Genomic DNA, 16,762 nt, shown 5'->3' on the forward strand with positions numbered 1-16,762 from the left:
GTCACACTTGGACTCACACGAAAGCGCGGGTTCTAGGCTGGTGCTCGACTCTGCCGTGAACCCGCGAAAGGCCCCGACATGACCGGCATCCATCCCGACATCACCTCTGCTTTCGGCAACACCCCGCTCGTGCGCCTGAACCGCGTGGCGGAAGGCGTCGGCGGCAACGTGCTGGCCAAGCTGGAGTTCTACAACCCCGCCTCGAGCGTCAAGGATCGCCTCGGCATCGCGATCGTCGACGCGGCAGAAGCCTCGGGCCAGTTGCAGCCCGGCGGCACCATCGTCGAGGCGACCAGTGGCAACACCGGCATCGCGCTGGCAATGGTCGGCGCCGCGCGCGGCTATCGCGTCGTCCTGGCGATGCCCTCATCCATGTCGATCGAGCGCCGCCTGCTGCTGAAGGCCTACGGCGCAGAGCTCGTCCTCACCGACCCGGCCGGTGGCATGAAGGGCGCCGTCGCCAAGGCCGAGGAGCTCGTGGCCGACATCCCCGGCGCGGTCCTCGCGCGGCAGTTCGAGAACGAGGCGAACCCCGAGATCCACCGCAAGACGACAGCCGAAGAGATCCTCCGCGACACCGACGGAGCGGTCGACTACTTCGTCGCCGGCATCGGTACCGGCGGCACGATCACGGGCGTCGGTCAGGTGCTCAAGGAGCGCGCACCCGGCGCGAAGGTCGTCGCCGTCGAGCCGGCCGATTCGCCGCTGCTGACCAAGGGCACGCCGGGCCCCCACAAGATCCAGGGCATCGGGCCGAACTTCATCCCGGCGATTCTCGACCAGGGCGTCATCGACGAGGTCATCGACGTGGAGTTCCCCGACGCGATCTCGACGGCCCGCGCGGTCGGCACGAAGGACGGCATCCTCGTCGGCATCTCTTCGGGTGCCGCCATCTGGGCTGCGCTGCAGATCGCCGCGCGCCCCGAGGCGGAGGGCAAGAACATCGTCGTGATCGTTCCGTCGTTCGGTGAGCGCTACCTCTCGACCGCCCTCTACGAGGATCTGCGCGAGGATTGATCTGCAACGACGGCGCGACGGACCCGCTCGGGCGCCGTCGCGCCGTCGTCGTCTCATCCGCCCGATCCGAGGAGCGCTCCGTGCCCGGCATCCATTCCGACATCACCACCGCGTTCGGCGAGACCCCGCTGGTGCGCGTGAACGCGCTCACCGAGGGCCTCGACGCGGAGGTGCTGGCCAAACTGGAGTTCTACAACCCGGGCTCGTCGGTCAAAGACCGCCTGGGCTACGCACTGGTGGCGGCGGCCGAGGAGTCGGGAGAGCTCGGGCCGGGTGGCACCATCGTCGAGTCGACCAGTGGCAACACCGGCATCGCGCTGGCGCTGATCGGCGCGGCCCGCGGCTACAAGGTCATCCTCACGATGCCGGCGTCGATGTCGAAGGAGCGCCGGACGCTGCTCAAGGCGTACGGCGCCGAACTCGTGCTCACCGACCCGTACAAGGGGATGACCGAGGCCGTCGAGACCGCCCGCCGCATCGCCGCCGACACGCCTGGTGCCATCCTGGCCCGTCAGTTCGAGCACGAGGCCAACGCCGAGATCCACCGTCGCACGACCGCCGAGGAGATCTGGCGCGACACCGATGGCCGCATCGACTGGTTCGTCGCGGGTTCGGGCACGGGCGGCACGGTGACCGGCGTCGGCCAGGTGCTGAAGCAGCGCAACCCGCAGGCAAAGGTCGTGCTGGTCGAGCCCAAGGACTCCCCCGTCCTCACCGAGGGCCGCGCCGGGGGGCATCGCATCCAGGGCATCGGCCCGAACTTCGTGCCCGACGTACTGGACCGTTCCGTCGTCGACGAGATCATCGACGTGGAGTTCGACGACGCGATCCGCGTCGCCCGGGAACTTGCGACCCGCGAGGGCATCCTCGCCGGCATGTCGGCCGGCGCCGCCGTGTGGGCGGCATTGGAGATCGCGGCCCGACCCGAGACAGCGGGGCAGCGGATCGTCGTGATCGTGCCCGACTCGGGCGAACGCTACCTGTCCACTGCTCTGTACGAACACCTGCGCGAACCGGAGGCGGAGAAGAAATGACCGAGCACATCGGATTCGTGGCGCGCGTGCGCGAAGACCTCTCAGCCGCCAAACTGCGCGACCCCGCTGCCCGCGGTGGCCTCGAGATCGCGCTTCTCTATCCGGGCCTGCATGCCATCTGGGCGCACCGGGTGTGGCACGCGCTGTGGACACGCCGGGCGCGCTTCATCGCGCGGGCGGGCTCGCAGGTCACCCGCTGGCTCACCGGCATCGAGATCCACCCCGGCGCCACGATCGGCCGACGGTTCTTCATCGACCACGGCATGGGGGTCGTCATCGGCGAGACCGCCGAGGTCGGCGACGACGTGATGCTCTACCACGGCGTGACGCTCGGGGGGCGTCAGCGCGAGGGCGGCAAGCGGCATCCCACCCTCGAAGACGGCGTCGCGGTCGGCGCAGGTGCGAAGATCCTCGGTCCGATCACGATCGGTGCGGGCTCGGTCGTCGGCGCCAACGCTGTCGTCACCAAGGATGCGCCGGCCGACAGCGTTCTCGTCGGCGTGCCCGCCAAGCCCCGTGCACGTCGCACCGGAGAAGAGACGCGGGCCTTGCTCACCACACCCGACTACAGCATCTGATCCGGCAACGCCGTCGCGTCGGGCCCCCGTAGGAGGGATGCCGGTTCAGGCCGGGATGCCGGTTCAGACCGGGATGCAGGTTCAGGCCACCGTGCGGCGGTAGATGGCTGCGGCTGCCGTGCGCGTGGGCACGTCGAGCTTTCGCAGGATCGCGGACACGTGCACCGAGACGGTCTTGACGCTGATGTACAGTCGCTCGGCGATCTGGCCGTTGCTGAGCCCCTCGGCGAGCAGTTCGAGAACCTGCTCCTCGCGAGCAGTGAGGATCGATCGCGGCGCAACCTCCGCGAGTCCGGCGTCCGCCGACAGCTCCCGCGCCCGCGCGTCCAGACCATCCGCTCCGATCCCCTCCGCATACGACGCAGCGAGGGACAGCGCGTCTCTCGCGCCCGGACGGTCGCCCTGCGCCAGGAGCGCTTCAGCGTGACGCACACGGGCGTACGCGAGGATGTACGCCGGCCCCTCGGCCTCGATCACCGCCGACCAGGGCCCCTCACCGAGTTCCGCGGCGAACACCGCCGCCCAGAGCGGAGTCACCGGCCACCCCTTGAATCTCTCCAGCACCGCGCGGTACGGCTCGGGGTCGGCATCCTCTCCGTTCTGACGGAGCATGGCGATCGCCCGCGCCGCGACCGCCGTCAGCGGAAGGGCCAGGACGGCGCCGACCGCGTCCTTCCATGCGGTGTCGGCATACGCCAGCGCTTGGCGTGCGTCGCCACGGGCGAGAGCCAGCTCCCCTCGGTCGTACGTCATGCCGAACCGCGTCTGGAACTCGTAGGCGCCGAACGTGTCCAGTTCGCGGCCCGCCGCCTCGAGTGCCCGTTCGGCATCCGCGATGCGCCCTCGCCAGATGGCGAGGCAGACCAGGCGCTCGCGGAGAAAAGCCGAATACAGGCCCGGCTCGATCATCGGCAGCAAGCGCGCCCCGAGTTCCTCCGCCTCCGGCATCCGGCCGGAATACAGCAGCGCCTCGATCACGTTGGCCTCGAGCATGACGAGCGGACCGCGGTCGGCGACATGCGCTCTGCCGTACTCGTGCCCTTCCCGGGCGAGCGCGATCGCGTCTTCGTATCGCCCCACGAGCATCAGGGCGTTCGAGTAGTTGATGTAGTAGCGCATCATCGCCCGCATGAAATCCGACGCCCGCGGGCGCGCTTCGTCGAACAGCGCGATGCCGGCGGCGTCGCCACTGGTGGTCAGGCACGTCGCGACGATGAGCATCGCCTGCGCGACGGCCTCAGCCGCGACGGGGTCGCCCGCCGACGCCGCAGCCTCGGCCGTCTCACGCGCCTGCGCCGCGACCTCACGTCCGAGGCCCAGGCGGCCGTTGAGCATGTGCACGCGCGCCGAAGACAGCAGCAATCCGGCGCGCTGCACGTCGTGTCGTGGATCTTCGCCCAGGATCGCGAGCGCCTGCTCGATGCTCGCCACCCCGTCCGACACTCCCGCCTGGAACTCGCTCGTCGCCAGATCCGCGAGGATCGCAGCGCGTCCGACCGTGTCGTCCTCGGGCCACAATGCGACCGCCTCCTGAGCGAACGCCAATGCGCGCTCTTGGCGGTTCGCCGACACGAGCGCGCCGGAGGTTCGCCGCAGCAGATCGACCCGTCGCATGCCGGTCCTCTGCTCCGGATCGGGCACGGCATCCCACAGCTCGAGCGCTCGCTCGCCGGTGTCGGCGGCGGTCGTCCACGCCGACGCGCGGCTCGCCGCCCGCTGTGCCGTCACCGCCGCGGTCAGCGCACGATCCAGCACGTGCGCGGCCCGCCAATGGTGCGCGATATCGGCCAGCACGCGCGGCGTGGGTTCGGCCGCCTCCAGCGCGACGGCGTACGCCGTGTGCAGCCGCGTCCGCTCTGTGGGCAGCAGCTCGGCATAGACCGCCTCCTGCATGAGGGCGTGACGGAACGCATACGCTTGGCCGCGGATCACGACGACCTGCGCGTCCACGGCATCGCGGACCGCATCCTCGAGCGCGGATTCGTCGCCCTCGAAGACGGCACGCAGCACCGGATGCGTCACCTCGACGCCGCCCGTGGCCAGCACCCGGGCGAACCGGCGCGCATCGGGCACAAGCCGCTCGTACCGCAAGAGGAGCACCTCGCGCAGAGAAGTCGGAAGCCGCTCGCTGGTGAAGCTCGCGAGCTCCTCGACATAGAACGGGATGCCGTCGCTGCGTGCCGCGATGTCGTGCAGCACCTCGGCCGGCAGCGAGCCACCGTGCACGGCCGTGGCCAGAGCCGCGACGTCGGCGGAACTCAGACGCGAGAGCGGTCGATGCGTGATCAGCCTCGCACGATCCAGCTCTGCCAGGACCGGCCGAAGCGGATGCCCGCGGCCGAGGTCATCGGTGCGATACGACAGCAGCACGAACAGGGGCACGGCGGCCGCGCGGCGAACGAGGCGCGACGCGATCTCGCTCGTGGTGCCATCCGCCCAGTGGAGGTCTTCGATGGTCACCACGAGCCGATGTGCGCGCGCGAGCTCGGAGAACAGTTCAACGACGACGTCGGCGAGGCGCTCCGCTTCGCCGGGTGCCTCGCTGAGGGCGGGCACCAGCACGCCGAGCGCGTCCGCGCCGGGCCCTGCCGCCTCGCGCACCGCCGCCACACCCAGCGCGTCGACAAGATCGCGAAGCAGATCAGTGACCGCGGTGAGCGGCGCGGGACCCGATCCGGAGTCGACGCACGCGCCGCGCAGCACCACGACGTCGCCGAGACCGTCGGTGAAGTCGCGCAGCAGCCGGGTCTTGCCCATCCCGGCGTCGCCCGAGACGACGACGGCCCGTCCGGCGGGCCCGACGGCGGCGACCTCGGCGCGCAACGCCGCGAGGTCTGCCTGACGACCGACGAGGGGAACCCGGCCGATCTGCATACCGCCCATCATCCCATCGGCGCGGCCCGCCGTGGCCGTGATGTCGCGCATCGTGCGGGGCGTCCCACCGGGTCACGCCGCGCCTGCACGGGCCTCGGGCATCAACCGGGTCGACCCGGCCCGAGCCGCGCCAGCCACGTGTCGACGTCGCGCTGGCCCGTGAGTCTCACGATGGGCCACTCCCCCGTGCGTGCGCTCAATCGCTCGCGCACCGCGGCGTGCTGCACCCACGCCCAGCGCATGATGTTCTTGTGCGCGTCGCGTGAGAACCACCCCGAGGGCCGCTCGCGGTTGCCATGCCAGAGTTCTTCACGAAGGATGCCGCGCCGCAGCGTACGCGCCACGAGCCTGGCCATCACCACCGATCGGGGATGATCCAGCCACACCACCAGATCCGCCCCGCCCTCCGACCCGGGATCGAGTCGGCCGTCCAGGCGCGACGTCCAGTTGCCGTCGATCACCCAGCCGTCCGGGTGGTCCGCCGTGAACTCCTCGATGATCCGGTGCGCCTCCTCGAGCTCACGAAACTGCCAGCCCGCGTCCCAGAAGACCGCATCCAATTCGAGGCGCGGAAGCCCGGTACGCCGGGCGATCTCGGCCGCGAGCGTCGTCTTGCCCGAGCCGGAGGTGCCGAGCACCCGGATGCGGCGGGGATGCGGCGGCATCCGTTCGCGCTACGCCCGGCGCCGGTCGCGCCGGTCGTCCTTGATGAACAGGGGCGGCACCAGCCAGGTGGCCACCGCCGTGACGATCCACACGATGAGCGGTGCGACGATCCATGCCAGCGGCTGCGAGATGCCGATGCCGGCGCCCGGGATGAGCACGACGATCACGATCGACACGAAGGTCGAGAGAATGCCGATGCCACCGAGCAGGGCCGGCGCGTGGCGTCGGGTGAGTCGCGAGACCAGCGGCGCGAGGACGCTCTGGATGAGCGCGAAGATGAGCACCGCGAGCACGAAGCCCCACCAGTCACTCCAGTCGATGTGAAAGCCTTCGAGCAGCAGGTCGGCGAGGATGAGCCCGAGCGCTGCCGAGACGATGAACGTCAGCGCATGGATGAGAAAGGCGAACACGTGCCGACCCTACCGCCATGGCCCTCCCCCCTCCCCCGGTTCACTTGCCCTGAACGTACGCGGAGAGGCCGGTCTGATGTACGAACAGGGCAAGTGAACCCGGGTGGCGACGGGGACCGGCCCGTCGCGTGGGCGGCGGCGGGGCGGGATCAGGAGCGGGCGCGCAGCGCGGTGCGAACGCGGCGCACGAGATCGCCGGGATCGTTGAACACGCTCGACTTCGTGACACGGATCACGCGCCAACCGAGCTCGACCAGCCGATCGTGCTTGATGATGTCGCGATTCCACTGACCTTGCTCGACTCGATGATGGTCGCCTTCGTATTCGATGGCGATCTTGAGCTCCGAGTACGCGAGGTCCACACAGCCGACGAACACGCCGTCCTCGTCGTACACGTCGTGATCCACCGTCGGTTCCGGAAGACCCGCGTCGACGACGGTCAGGCGCACCCACGTCTCAGGCCTTGACACCGCCCCCGGACGAGTCCGGCGCAACGCTTCCTCAAGAGAGTCGATTCCCACTCGCCGACCGCGCGTGAGCTCGGCGGCGAGCGACTCGATCGTGTCGAGCGACGGGCGGATGACGCGGCCGAACGGCCCCACCACCCTGGGTGTGAGGATGACCGCGTCTGCGATGGCGGTGAGATCGTACGGATGCCGGACGATCCGTCCGAGCTGAGCCCACGTGGACGCCGGAGAGGCGACCGTGAACCCGTCCTCGTGGATCATCGTCGACACCAGCTTTGATGCCAGCTGATGACCGCGGACTCCGCGGCCGCGCGGAGCGCGGTGAGGTGCGACGACGGACACGTCGAGGCAGCTCATGTCCACAGCCGGAAGTGGCAGTCCCCACAGCACGGCGGCGGTCACGTGTGAGAAGAACTCGTGCTCGTGCATGTGAACGGCGAAGTGGTGAACGTTCCGCCGAATCCGCTCGCGTTGGACTTCGATCGGATGGCGGTGTGCAGCATCCGTCCCGCCCTCGTCCGGCAAGGCGCGCACACCCCTGAACGGCCGCTCGAAATGTCGAGCGGAGAGTCGGGGTCAGGCGTCGGAGCCGAGGGCGGCGAGGCGCGCCTCTTCGTCGGCCTGGATGGCGGCCTCGACGACGGGGGAGAGTGCGCCGTCCATCACCTGGTCGAGGTTGTAGGCCTTGTAGCCGGTGCGGTGGTCGGCGATGCGGTTCTCGGGGAAGTTGTACGTGCGGATCCGCTCGGAGCGGTCCATGCCGCGGATCTGCGACTTGCGCGCATCGGAGGCCGCGGCATCCCGCTCCTCCTGCTGACGTGCGAGCAGCCGTGCCCGCAGCACGCGCATTCCCGCCTCTCGGTTCTGCAGCTGCGACTTCTCGTTCTGCATCGACACGACGATGCCGGTCGGCAGGTGCGTGATACGCACCGCGGAGTCGGTCGTGTTGACCGACTGCCCGCCCGGACCGGATGAACGGAAGACGTCGATCTTGAGGTCGCTCGGGTTGACCTCCACCTCGTCCGGCTCGTCGACCTCGGGAAAGACGAGCACGCCCGTCGTCGAGGTGTGGATGCGGCCCTGCGACTCGGTCGCGGGCACCCGCTGCACGCGGTGCACGCCGCCCTCGTACTTCAGGTGCGCCCAGACGCCCTGCGCAGGGTCGGACGACGAGCCCTTGATCGCCACCTGGACTTCCTTGTACCCGCCCAGGTCGGACTCGCTGCGCGCGAGCAGCTCGGTCTTCCATCCCATCGAGGCGGCGTACTGCAGGTACATCCGCAGCAGGTCGGCGGCGAACAGCGCCGACTCGGCGCCGCCCTCGCCCTGCTTGATCTCCATGATGACGTCGCGAGCATCGTCGGGGTCGCGTGGGATCAGCAGCCGTCGCAGCCGCTCCTGCGCGTCGGCGAGCTTCGCCTCGAGCGCCGGGACCTCTTCGGCGAACGCCTCGTCCTCGCGGGCGAACTCGCGCGCGGCTTCGAGATCAGCGGATGCCGCGACCCAGTCCTCGTGCGCCTTCACGACCCGCGACAGCTCGGCGTAGCGCCGATTGACGCGCTTGGCGCGCGCAGCATCGGCATGCACCGCCGGGTCGGAGAGCTCCGTCTGGATGGCGGCGTGCTCTTCGATCAGTCCTCGGACCGACTCGAACATCGCCGGTCAGCGGATGCTGTTGTCGTGCGTGTGGCTGTGCCCGCCGCCGTGACCGTCGCGTGCCGGAGCCGGGATCGACTTCTGCATCTGCACCAGGAACTCGACGTTGGACTGCGTCTCTTTGAGCTTGCCGAGCACGACCTCGAGGGCCTGCTGGGGGTCGAGGCCGGCCAGCGCACGACGCAGCTTCCACGTGATCTTGACCTCGTCGGCCGAGAGCAGCATCTCTTCGCGGCGCGTGGACGACGCGTTGACGTCGACCGCCGGGAAGATCCGCTTGTCGGCGAGCTGGCGGTTCAGGCGCAGCTCGCTGTTGCCGGTGCCCTTGAACTCCTCGAAGATGACGTCGTCCATCTTGGAGCCGGTCTCGACCAGCGCCGTGGCGAGGATCGTGAGCGATCCGCCGTTTTCGATGTTGCGCGCTGCGCCGAAGAAGCGCTTGGGCGGGTACAGCGCCGAGGCGTCGACACCGCCCGTCAGCACGCGGCCCGACGTCGGCGCCGAGATGTTGTACGCACGGCCGAGGCGGGTGATCGAGTCGAGCAGCACCACGACGTCGCGGCCGAGTTCGACCAGGCGCTTGGCGCGCTCGATCGCCAGTTCGGCGACGGTGGTGTGGTCCTCGGCGGGACGGTCGAACGTCGAGGCGATGACCTCGCCCTTGACCGTACGCTGCATGTCGGTGACTTCTTCGGGACGCTCGTCGACCAGCACCACCATGAGGTGGACCTCGGGGTTGTTGGTCGCGATGGCGTTGGCGATCTGCTGCAGCACGATCGTCTTGCCGGCCTTGGGCGGCGCGACGATGAGCCCTCGCTGACCCTTGCCCACAGGTGCGACGAGGTCGATGATGCGCTGCGTCAGCTTCTCGGGGCCGGTCTCCATGCGCAGGCGCTCCTGCGGGTAGAGCGGCGTCAGCTTGCCGAACTCCACGCGCGTGGCGGCGTCGTCGACCGAAAGGCCGTTGACGGCATCGACCTTGACGAGCGCGTTGTACTTCTGGCGGCTGGACTGCTCCCCCTCGCGCGGCTGCTTGATCGCACCGACGACAGCGTCGCCCTTGCGCAGGTTGTACTTCTTGACCTGGCCGAGTGAGACGTAGACGTCGCTGGGGCCGGGAAGGTAGCCGGTGGTGCGGACGAACGCGTAGTTGTCGAGCACGTCCAGGATGCCGGCGATCGGGATGAGGACGTCGTCCTCGCCGATCTCGGTGTCGAACTCGTCGCCCGTCTGGGTGGCGCGACGCTTGTTGCGCTGACGGTTGCGGCCACCGGACTGGGACTGATCATCGTCGGCGGCGTCGGCCTTCGCCGCATCGCCCGACGGCGCCTGGGCCTGCTGACCCTGAGCGCCCTGGCCGGCCTGGCCACCACCCTGCCCGCTGCCGTTCTGCCCGCGGTTGCGGCTGCGGCTGCGGTTGCGACCACGGCCACGGCCCGTCGTCTCGCCACTGTCGCCCTCGGCGGACTGCGTGCCGGAGTCGGTCGGCGCCTCGGCGGTCTCGGACTCCTTCGCCGTCTCGGCGGGTCCCGCGGCTGACGAGTCGACGGATGCCTCGGCCTCGGCCGGTGCCGCGTCCGCGGCGGCCGGCTCGGGCGCGGTCTCGGCGGTGGTCTCGGGGGCTACGGCCGTCGCGGCCGCGTCGGTGCTCTTGGCACGCCGCGGTGCCCGCTTGCGCGGCGCCTTCGCGGGCTCCTCGACGGATGCCGGAGCCTCGGGCGCAGCATCGGCGGGCGCAGCCTGCTCGGCCGCAGCCTCGGTCCGGGCGGAAGCCGCCTTGGTGGCCTTCGCCTTCCGGGCCGGTGCCTGGCGCCGGGCCGGAGCCTCAGGCTCGCTCGGAGCCTGTTCGGCGGACGCCGCGTCCCCGGTCGGAGCCTTGGGCTCAGCGGCTGCCTCGTCGGCGGGCGACGGTGCAGCGATCTCGGCGGCGGGCGCAGACTGCGCGGCGCTGGTGCTGCCGGCGTCGCCCGAAGCGGCGGTGGTGGTCTTGACGTTCTCGGCATCTGGCGCGTCTGCGCGCTCGTCGGCCTGGGCGTCGGTATGGATCTCGGAGATGGACTCCACGAGTTCTCCCTTGTGAAACGAACGGTGGTGCACGATCGCACGGCGCATGCTGCTCGGCAGCTTCTCCCCGGGATCGGAGGGCTTTCAGCCCGTCGAAATACTCGTCGATGGCATGAGCGACCGAGATGGCGCTCAGAGACCTTCGGCAGGTTCGGGGGTCGTGCGGTGGATTCGCAGATTTGCGACGGAGGCCAGATTCACGTGTTACGTGGAACCCTCCGCGTACTCCTTCACTGTACCACCCTTGAAGTCGACAGCGAGCATGAGCCCCTCCCACGGGGTGTCGGTCACGGTCTTGGCGAGCGCCGCCGCCTCGAGTCGCCGGCCGGGTCCGTCAGCGAGCACGAGCACGCTCGGCCCGGCACCCGAGACGACGGCCGCGAACCCGTTCGCACGCAACGCGCGCACCAGCAGATCCGTCTCGGGCATGGCACTCGCGCGGTAGCTCTGGTGGAGCTTGTCTTCGGTCGCCGCCTGGAGAAGTTCGGGGCTCTGCGTGAGCGCCGCGATCAGCAGAGCCGAACGTGAGACGTTGAAGACGGCGTCCTCGCGGGGCACATGGAGGGGCTGAAGGCTCCGCGCGAGCTTCGTCGACATCGTGAACTCGGGCACGAATACCAGCGGCGAAACACCGCGGTGCACGAGCAGCTTCTTGTGCTGCGGCACGCCTTCGTCGACCCACGCGATCGTCAGTCCTCCGAACAGGGCCGGCGCGACGTTGTCGGGATGACCCTCGAGCTCGGTCGCCAGGCGCAGCAGGGCATCGGGGCCGAACTCGACATCGCCCTCCAGCAGTCCCTTGGCTGCCAGCAGGCCCGACACCACCGCGGCTCCGGACGATCCGAGGCCGCGCCCGTGCGGAATGACGTTCCTGGCGACGAGCCGGAGGCCCGGCATCCGTCGTCCCACCGACTCGTAGGCGTACGCGATCGAACGCACCACGAGATGCGACGCGTCGCGAGGCACATCCGCGGTGCCCTCCCCCTCGACCGTGATGTCGAGCTCGCCCTCGGGCAGCGCCGTGACGTCCAGCTCGTCGTAGACGCTCAGCGCGAGACCGAGGGTGTCGAACCCTGGGCCGAGGTTCGCGCTCGTCGCCGGAACCCGGACGACGATCCGTCGCCCCGGCTCCGGAGAGACGGCTGCGTTCACGCGGTCGCCACCGGGGCGAGTTCGAGGACGGATGCCACTTCCGACGTCGTCGCGTCGACGACGGTCGGCGCGACCTGGCTGCCGTCGGCGTTGCGCAGGGCCCACTGCGGGTCCTTCAGGCCGTGACCGGTCACCGTGAGCACCACTCGGGCTCCGGCCGGCACCACGCCCTGCTCGACTCGGTCCAGAAGGCCCGCGACGCTGATGGCGGAGGCGGGTTCGACGAAGATGCCGACCTCGCCGGCGAGCAGCTTCTGAGCCGCCAGGATGCGGTCGTCATCGATGGCGCCGAACCAGCCGTCGGTCGCCTCGCGCGCCTCGAGGGCGAGTTCCCACGACGCGGGGTTGCCGATACGGATCGCGCTGGCCACCGTCTCGGGGTTCTTCACGACCTCGCCGCGCACGAGCGGTGCCGAGCCCTCCGCCTGGAAGCCGAACATGCGCGGCACACGGGTGGAGACGCCCGATGCGGCCTCTTCGCGGTAGCCGCGCGTGTAGGCGGTGTAGTTGCCGGCATTGCCTACGGGGATGAAGTGGAAGTCCGGGGCGTCGCCGAGCTGCTCGACGACCTCGTACGCCGCCGTCTTCTGCCCGTCGATGCGGTCGGGGTTGACCGAGTTGACCAGGTGCACGGGGTAGTTGTCGGCGAGCTCGCGCGCGATCTCGAGGCAGTCGTCGAAGTTGCCGCGGATCTGGATGAGCCGGCCGTTGTGCGCGACGGCCTGGCTGAGCTTGCCCATCGCGATCTTGCCCTCGGGCACGAGCACGGCAGCAGTGATCCCCGCATGGGCGGCGTAGGCCGCGGCGGAGGCGGACGTGTTGCCCGTCGATGCGCAGATGACGGCCTTCGCGCCGTGGTCGATCGCGCGCGAGACCGCGACGGTCATGCCGCGGTCCTTGAACGAGCCCGTCGGGTTCATGCCCTCGAACTTGACCCAGACGTCGGCGCCGGTGCGCCGCGACAGGGCCGGGGCGGGAAGCAGCGGCGTGCCGCCCTCGCCGAGGGTGACCACCGTCGAGGTGTCGGTGACCCCCAGCCGGTCTGCGTATTCGCGCAGGACTCCGCGCCAGACGTGTGCTGCCATATCGGTCAGTCTCCTTCCACGCGCAGGACCGAGACGACGCGCTCGACGACGCCGCTCGCGGCGAGACGGTCGACCGTCTCGCTGAGGTCCTGCTCCAAAGCCTTGTGTGTTCCGATGACGAGGCGTGCGACTCCGCTGCCGGCCTCGCCGTCGCCGATGACGGTCTGCTCGACGGTGGCGATCGACACGCGTCCTTCGCTGAGGATGCCCGCGACGGTCGCGAGCACGCCGGGCCGATCATCGACCTCGAGAGTGATGTGATACCGCGTCGTGACGCGGCCGACGGGCACCACGGGAAGGTTCGCCAGCGTGGACTCGCCGACGCCGACGCCGCCCGCGATGTGACGGCGCGCCGCCGAGACGACGTCGCCGAGCACGGCCGACGCGGTCTGCACGCCGCCGGCCCCGGCACCGTAGAACATGAGGTTGCCTGCCGCCTCGGCCTGCACGAACACCGCGTTGTTGGCGCCGTGGACGCTCGCCAGCGGGTGCGCGCGATCGATGAGCGCCGGGTAGACCCGCACCGAGATCGACTCGCCCTCCGGGCCGGTGAGTCGCTCGCACACGGCCAGGAGCTTGATGACGTAGCCGGCGTGGCGCGCGGCGTCCATCGTCGACTTGTCGATCGAGGTGATCCCCTCGCGGTGGACCGCGTCCAGCGGCACCGCGGTGTGGAAGGCGAGGCTTGCGAGGATCGCCGCCTTCTGCGCCGCGTCGTAGCCTTCGACGTCGGCGGTCGGATCGGCCTCGGCGTAGCCGAGACGCTGCGCGTCGGCCAGGACGTCGGAGAACTCAGCGCCCTCGGTGTCCATGTGGTCCAGGATGTAGTTGGTCGTGCCGTTGACGATGCCCATGATCCGCTGAACGCGGTCGCCCGCGAGCGAGTCGCGCAGCGGGCGGATGATGGGAATGGCGCCCGCCGCGGCGGCCTCGTAGTAGACCTCGGCACCGACCTGGTCGGCCGCATCGAAGATCTCGGGACCGTGACTGGCCAGGAGCGCCTTGTTCGCCGTGACGATGTCGGCGCCCGAGTTGATCGCGTGCAGCAGGTGGGTGCGGGCCGGCTCAATGCCGCCCATCAGTTCGATGACGATGTCGGCGCCGACGATCAAGGTCTCGGCATCCGTCGTGAGCAGCTCGCGCGGCAACTCCACGTCGCGCGGGGCATCCACGTCGCGCACGGCAATGCCGACGAGTTCGAGACGGGCGCCGGCACGATCGGCGAGTTCATCGGCATGCTGGCGCAGCAGCCCGGCGACCTGCGAGCCGACCGAGCCGGCTCCCAGCAGTGCGACGCGAAGACGTCGGTAGTCGGTCACTTCGGCTCGCTCCGCTCGCTCGTTACAGGCATGTCCATCCGTTCCATGGGGGTCGAGGTGAGTCCGGCGTCGCGTGCGAGCAGGTCGTCGACCGTCTCGCCACGCACGATGACGCGCGCCTCTCCCCCACGCAGCGCCACGACCGGCGGGCGGGGGACGAAGTTGTAGTTGCTCGCAAGCGAGAAGCAGTACGCACCAGTCGCCGGCACCGCCAGCAGATCGCCCGGCGAGACGTCGGCAGGCAGGTACTCGGCATCCACCACGATGTCACCGGATTCGCAGTGCTTGCCCACGACGCGTGCCAGCACCGGCTCTGCCTCGCTGGTGCGTGAGGCGATCCGGGCCGAGAACTGCGCGCCGTACAGAGCGGGCCGCGCATTGTCGCTCATGCCGCCGTCGACGCTCATATACAGACGCGTACGCCCGCCGTCGAGCGCGACCGGTTTGGTGGTGCCCACCTCGTAGAGGGTTACGCCTGCGCGCCCGACGATGGCCCGGCCCGGCTCGAACGCCAGGTTCGGCATCGGGATGCCGCGCACCTCGCATTGGCGCGCGACCGCGTCGGCGATGCCGACCGCGAGCTGCTCGATGGGCGTCGGGTCGTCGACCGAGGTGTATGCGATGCCGAACCCGCCGCCGAGGTTGAGGACGGGCAGCTCGCCGTCCTCGGCCAGCTCGGCGTGCAGCTCCACGATGCGCGCGGCGGACTCCTCGAACCCGGCGGTGCCGAAGATCTGCGACCCGATGTGGCAGTGCAGGCCCACGAGCTCGAGTCCCGCCAGCTCCCGGATGCGGGCGGCAGCGGCCGGGGCATCCGTCAGGGTGAACCCGAACTTCTGGTCTTCGTGCGCCGTCGCGAGGAAGTCGTGCGTCTCAGCGTGGACGCCGCTGTTGACGCGGATCAGGACCGACTGCCGTGCGCCCCGCCGCTCGATGATCGCGGCCAGCCGCTCGATCTCGATGAAGCTGTCGATCACGATCGAGCCGATGCCCACCTCGACCGCGCGCTCGAGTTCGGCGACGGACTTGTTGTTGCCGTGGAAGCCCAGGCGGGCCGGATCAGCTCCCGCGGCGAGCGCCACCGCAAGTTCACCGCCCGTGCACACGTCGACGGCCAGACCCTCCTCGGTCACCCACCGCACCACCTCGGCGGTCAGGAAAGCCTTGCCGGCGTAGTACACGCGGGCCTGTGCGCCGTGGAGGGCGGCAGCGGCGCGGAACGCGTCGAGCGTGCGACGGGCCGTGGCGCGCACCTCGTCCTCGTCCACGACGTACAGCGGCGTGCCGAACCGTTCTTTCAACGCGGTCGCGGCGATGCCGCCCAGCAGGAGGACGCCGTCATCGTCGCGGACAGCGGCGGCCGGCCACACGGCAGGAGCGAGCGCATTCGCGTTGTCCGGGCGCTTCAGCCACGCGGGAGCGACGGAGCGGGTGTGCGGGTCAGCGGACACGGGGGACCAATCGATGGGAGCTTCGACGCTGTCGCCGTCCGGACACCGGGGGCGGCGCGATGCCGCGGCCGGAAGGGTCACGCGCCGGGCAGTGCTTGAAGTCTAGGGCACACCGCATCCGTGCCCCTTTCCGTATGACGCCCGGAGACCGCGCGCCCCGCACCGCGTGACCGGCCGGCTCAGTCGCAGACGCCTTGGGCGCGCAGCGCCGGATCGGACATGATGTCGCCGTCGATGTCGAAGTCGGCCACGAGCGTGTCGTCGTCCACGGCGACGTCGGTGAGCGTCGCGCCTGCCGGTATGTACTGGGCGATGCAGAGGGTCCAATCCCGCAACACGGTATCGGCGACGCCTCCGAACTGGTTGCGCAGGGCATCTGCGTCGACCTCGGCGCCGCCGACGCTGAGCGCGGTCGGGGTGAGGATGATGTCGCCTTCGACAGCGGCTGGGGTGAGGGACGCACCGACGGGGATGGTGAGACCGAACAGCTGCAGATCCATGGTCATCGAGACGCCCGGCTCGTCGATCTCGACGGTGCCGGAGGGGAACTGGTCGATCGTCGCCAGAAGCGTCCGCAGCTGCTCTTCGGCGAGCGTGACGGTGGCAGTGCCGTCGCTCATACTCCCGCCGCGGATCGGCACGCCGTATGCGGTGACGGAAACATCGCCGGCGAACTGCGCGACCACGACGTCGTCGGATGCGATGGTGATCTCGTGCAGCGTGCCGCCGATCAGCTGCGGAATGATGGCGCCGGGAATCTCGACGTCGATCTGCTGGTCGGCCGGTAGCCCCAGCTGGCTCTGGACCTGATCGCGGACGACGCCCACGACCAGCTGCCGGGCAAGGGCTTCGGCGGCGAACCACGCGGCCACCAGCAGCACGATCACGACACCGAGGGCGACCAGCCAGGGCCATCGGCGCCTCCTGGGCGCTTCGGCCGGCTCCCAGTCCGGGAGCGGCAGGGTCGGCTGCGTGTCGCCCGCGCTCAC

Annotated in this window: 14 protein-coding genes; 3 read left to right on the forward strand and 11 right to left on the reverse strand. The window is 70.0% G+C overall.

What is annotated here, in order from left to right:
* Positions 1-78: 78 nt before the first annotated feature.
* The 3 genes from cysK (K0817_RS12550) to epsC all read left to right on the forward strand — a co-directional run bounded on the left by cysK (K0817_RS12550) (position 79) and on the right by epsC (position 2,629).
* On the forward strand, positions 79-1,017 hold the full coding sequence (gene cysK / locus K0817_RS12550) for a cysteine synthase A (protein WP_219981850.1): 939 nt from the start codon (positions 79-81) through the stop codon (positions 1,015-1,017).
* Positions 1,018-1,097: 80 nt separating this feature from the next.
* Entirely contained in the window at positions 1,098-2,051 is a 954-nt protein-coding gene (gene cysK, locus K0817_RS12555) for a cysteine synthase A (protein WP_219981851.1), read from the forward strand.
* Positions 2,048-2,629 (forward strand): serine O-acetyltransferase EpsC, encoded by a 582-nt coding sequence (gene epsC, locus K0817_RS12560; protein ID WP_219981852.1) that lies wholly within the window; start codon positions 2,048-2,050, stop codon positions 2,627-2,629. The genes cysK (K0817_RS12555) and epsC overlap by 4 nt, the downstream gene beginning before the upstream one ends.
* 81 nt (positions 2,630-2,710) lie before the next feature.
* Here epsC and K0817_RS18560 read toward each other — a convergent pair whose 3' ends face one another.
* The 11 genes from K0817_RS18560 to K0817_RS12620 form a co-directional block, all read right to left on the reverse strand.
* A complete protein-coding gene (locus tag K0817_RS18560; RefSeq protein ID WP_219981853.1) occupies positions 2,711-5,554 on the reverse strand; it encodes an AAA family ATPase in 2,844 nt (947 codons plus the stop codon).
* Positions 5,555-5,604: 50 nt separating this feature from the next.
* Entirely contained in the window at positions 5,605-6,168 is a 564-nt protein-coding gene (locus tag K0817_RS12575; protein ID WP_219981854.1) for a toxin, read from the reverse strand.
* A 9-nt stretch (positions 6,169-6,177) separates the two neighbouring features.
* Positions 6,178-6,579, reverse strand: coding sequence for a phage holin family protein (locus tag K0817_RS12580; RefSeq protein ID WP_219981855.1), 402 nt, complete (start codon positions 6,577-6,579; stop codon positions 6,178-6,180).
* A gap of 149 nt (positions 6,580-6,728) precedes the next feature.
* Positions 6,729-7,475, reverse strand: coding sequence for an endonuclease domain-containing protein (locus K0817_RS12585; protein WP_219981856.1), 747 nt, complete (start codon positions 7,473-7,475; stop codon positions 6,729-6,731).
* A 147-nt stretch (positions 7,476-7,622) separates the two neighbouring features.
* The gene (gene prfA / locus K0817_RS12590) at positions 7,623-8,702 is read right to left on the reverse strand and encodes a peptide chain release factor 1 (protein ID WP_219981857.1); all 1,080 of its coding nucleotides are present in this window, start codon (positions 8,700-8,702) and stop codon (positions 7,623-7,625) included.
* Between the two features lie 6 nt (positions 8,703-8,708).
* Positions 8,709-10,814, reverse strand: coding sequence for a transcription termination factor Rho (gene rho, locus K0817_RS12595; protein ID WP_219981858.1), 2,106 nt, complete (start codon positions 10,812-10,814; stop codon positions 8,709-8,711).
* Between the two features lie 156 nt (positions 10,815-10,970).
* Positions 10,971-11,918 (reverse strand): homoserine kinase, encoded by a 948-nt coding sequence (gene thrB, locus K0817_RS12600; RefSeq protein WP_219981859.1) that lies wholly within the window; start codon positions 11,916-11,918, stop codon positions 10,971-10,973.
* A complete protein-coding gene (gene thrC, locus K0817_RS12605; protein WP_219981860.1) occupies positions 11,915-13,003 on the reverse strand; it encodes a threonine synthase in 1,089 nt (362 codons plus the stop codon). Before thrC ends, thrB begins: the two co-directional genes overlap by 4 nt.
* Before the next feature lie 5 nt (positions 13,004-13,008).
* Positions 13,009-14,322, reverse strand: a complete 1,314-nt coding sequence (locus K0817_RS12610) for a homoserine dehydrogenase (RefSeq protein ID WP_219981861.1) — start codon at positions 14,320-14,322, stop codon at positions 13,009-13,011.
* The gene (gene lysA, locus K0817_RS12615) at positions 14,319-15,773 is read right to left on the reverse strand and encodes a diaminopimelate decarboxylase (protein ID WP_219981862.1); all 1,455 of its coding nucleotides are present in this window, start codon (positions 15,771-15,773) and stop codon (positions 14,319-14,321) included. Before lysA ends, K0817_RS12610 begins: the two co-directional genes overlap by 4 nt.
* A gap of 179 nt (positions 15,774-15,952) precedes the next feature.
* Positions 15,953-16,762 carry a DUF2993 domain-containing protein gene (locus tag K0817_RS12620; protein WP_219981863.1) on the reverse strand — a complete coding sequence of 270 codons (810 nt, stop codon included), beginning with the start codon at positions 16,760-16,762 and terminating at the stop codon, positions 15,953-15,955.

It is taken from the genome of Microbacterium sp. HD4P20, assembly GCF_019449275.2.
Lineage (GTDB): Bacteria > Actinomycetota > Actinomycetes > Actinomycetales > Microbacteriaceae > Microbacterium.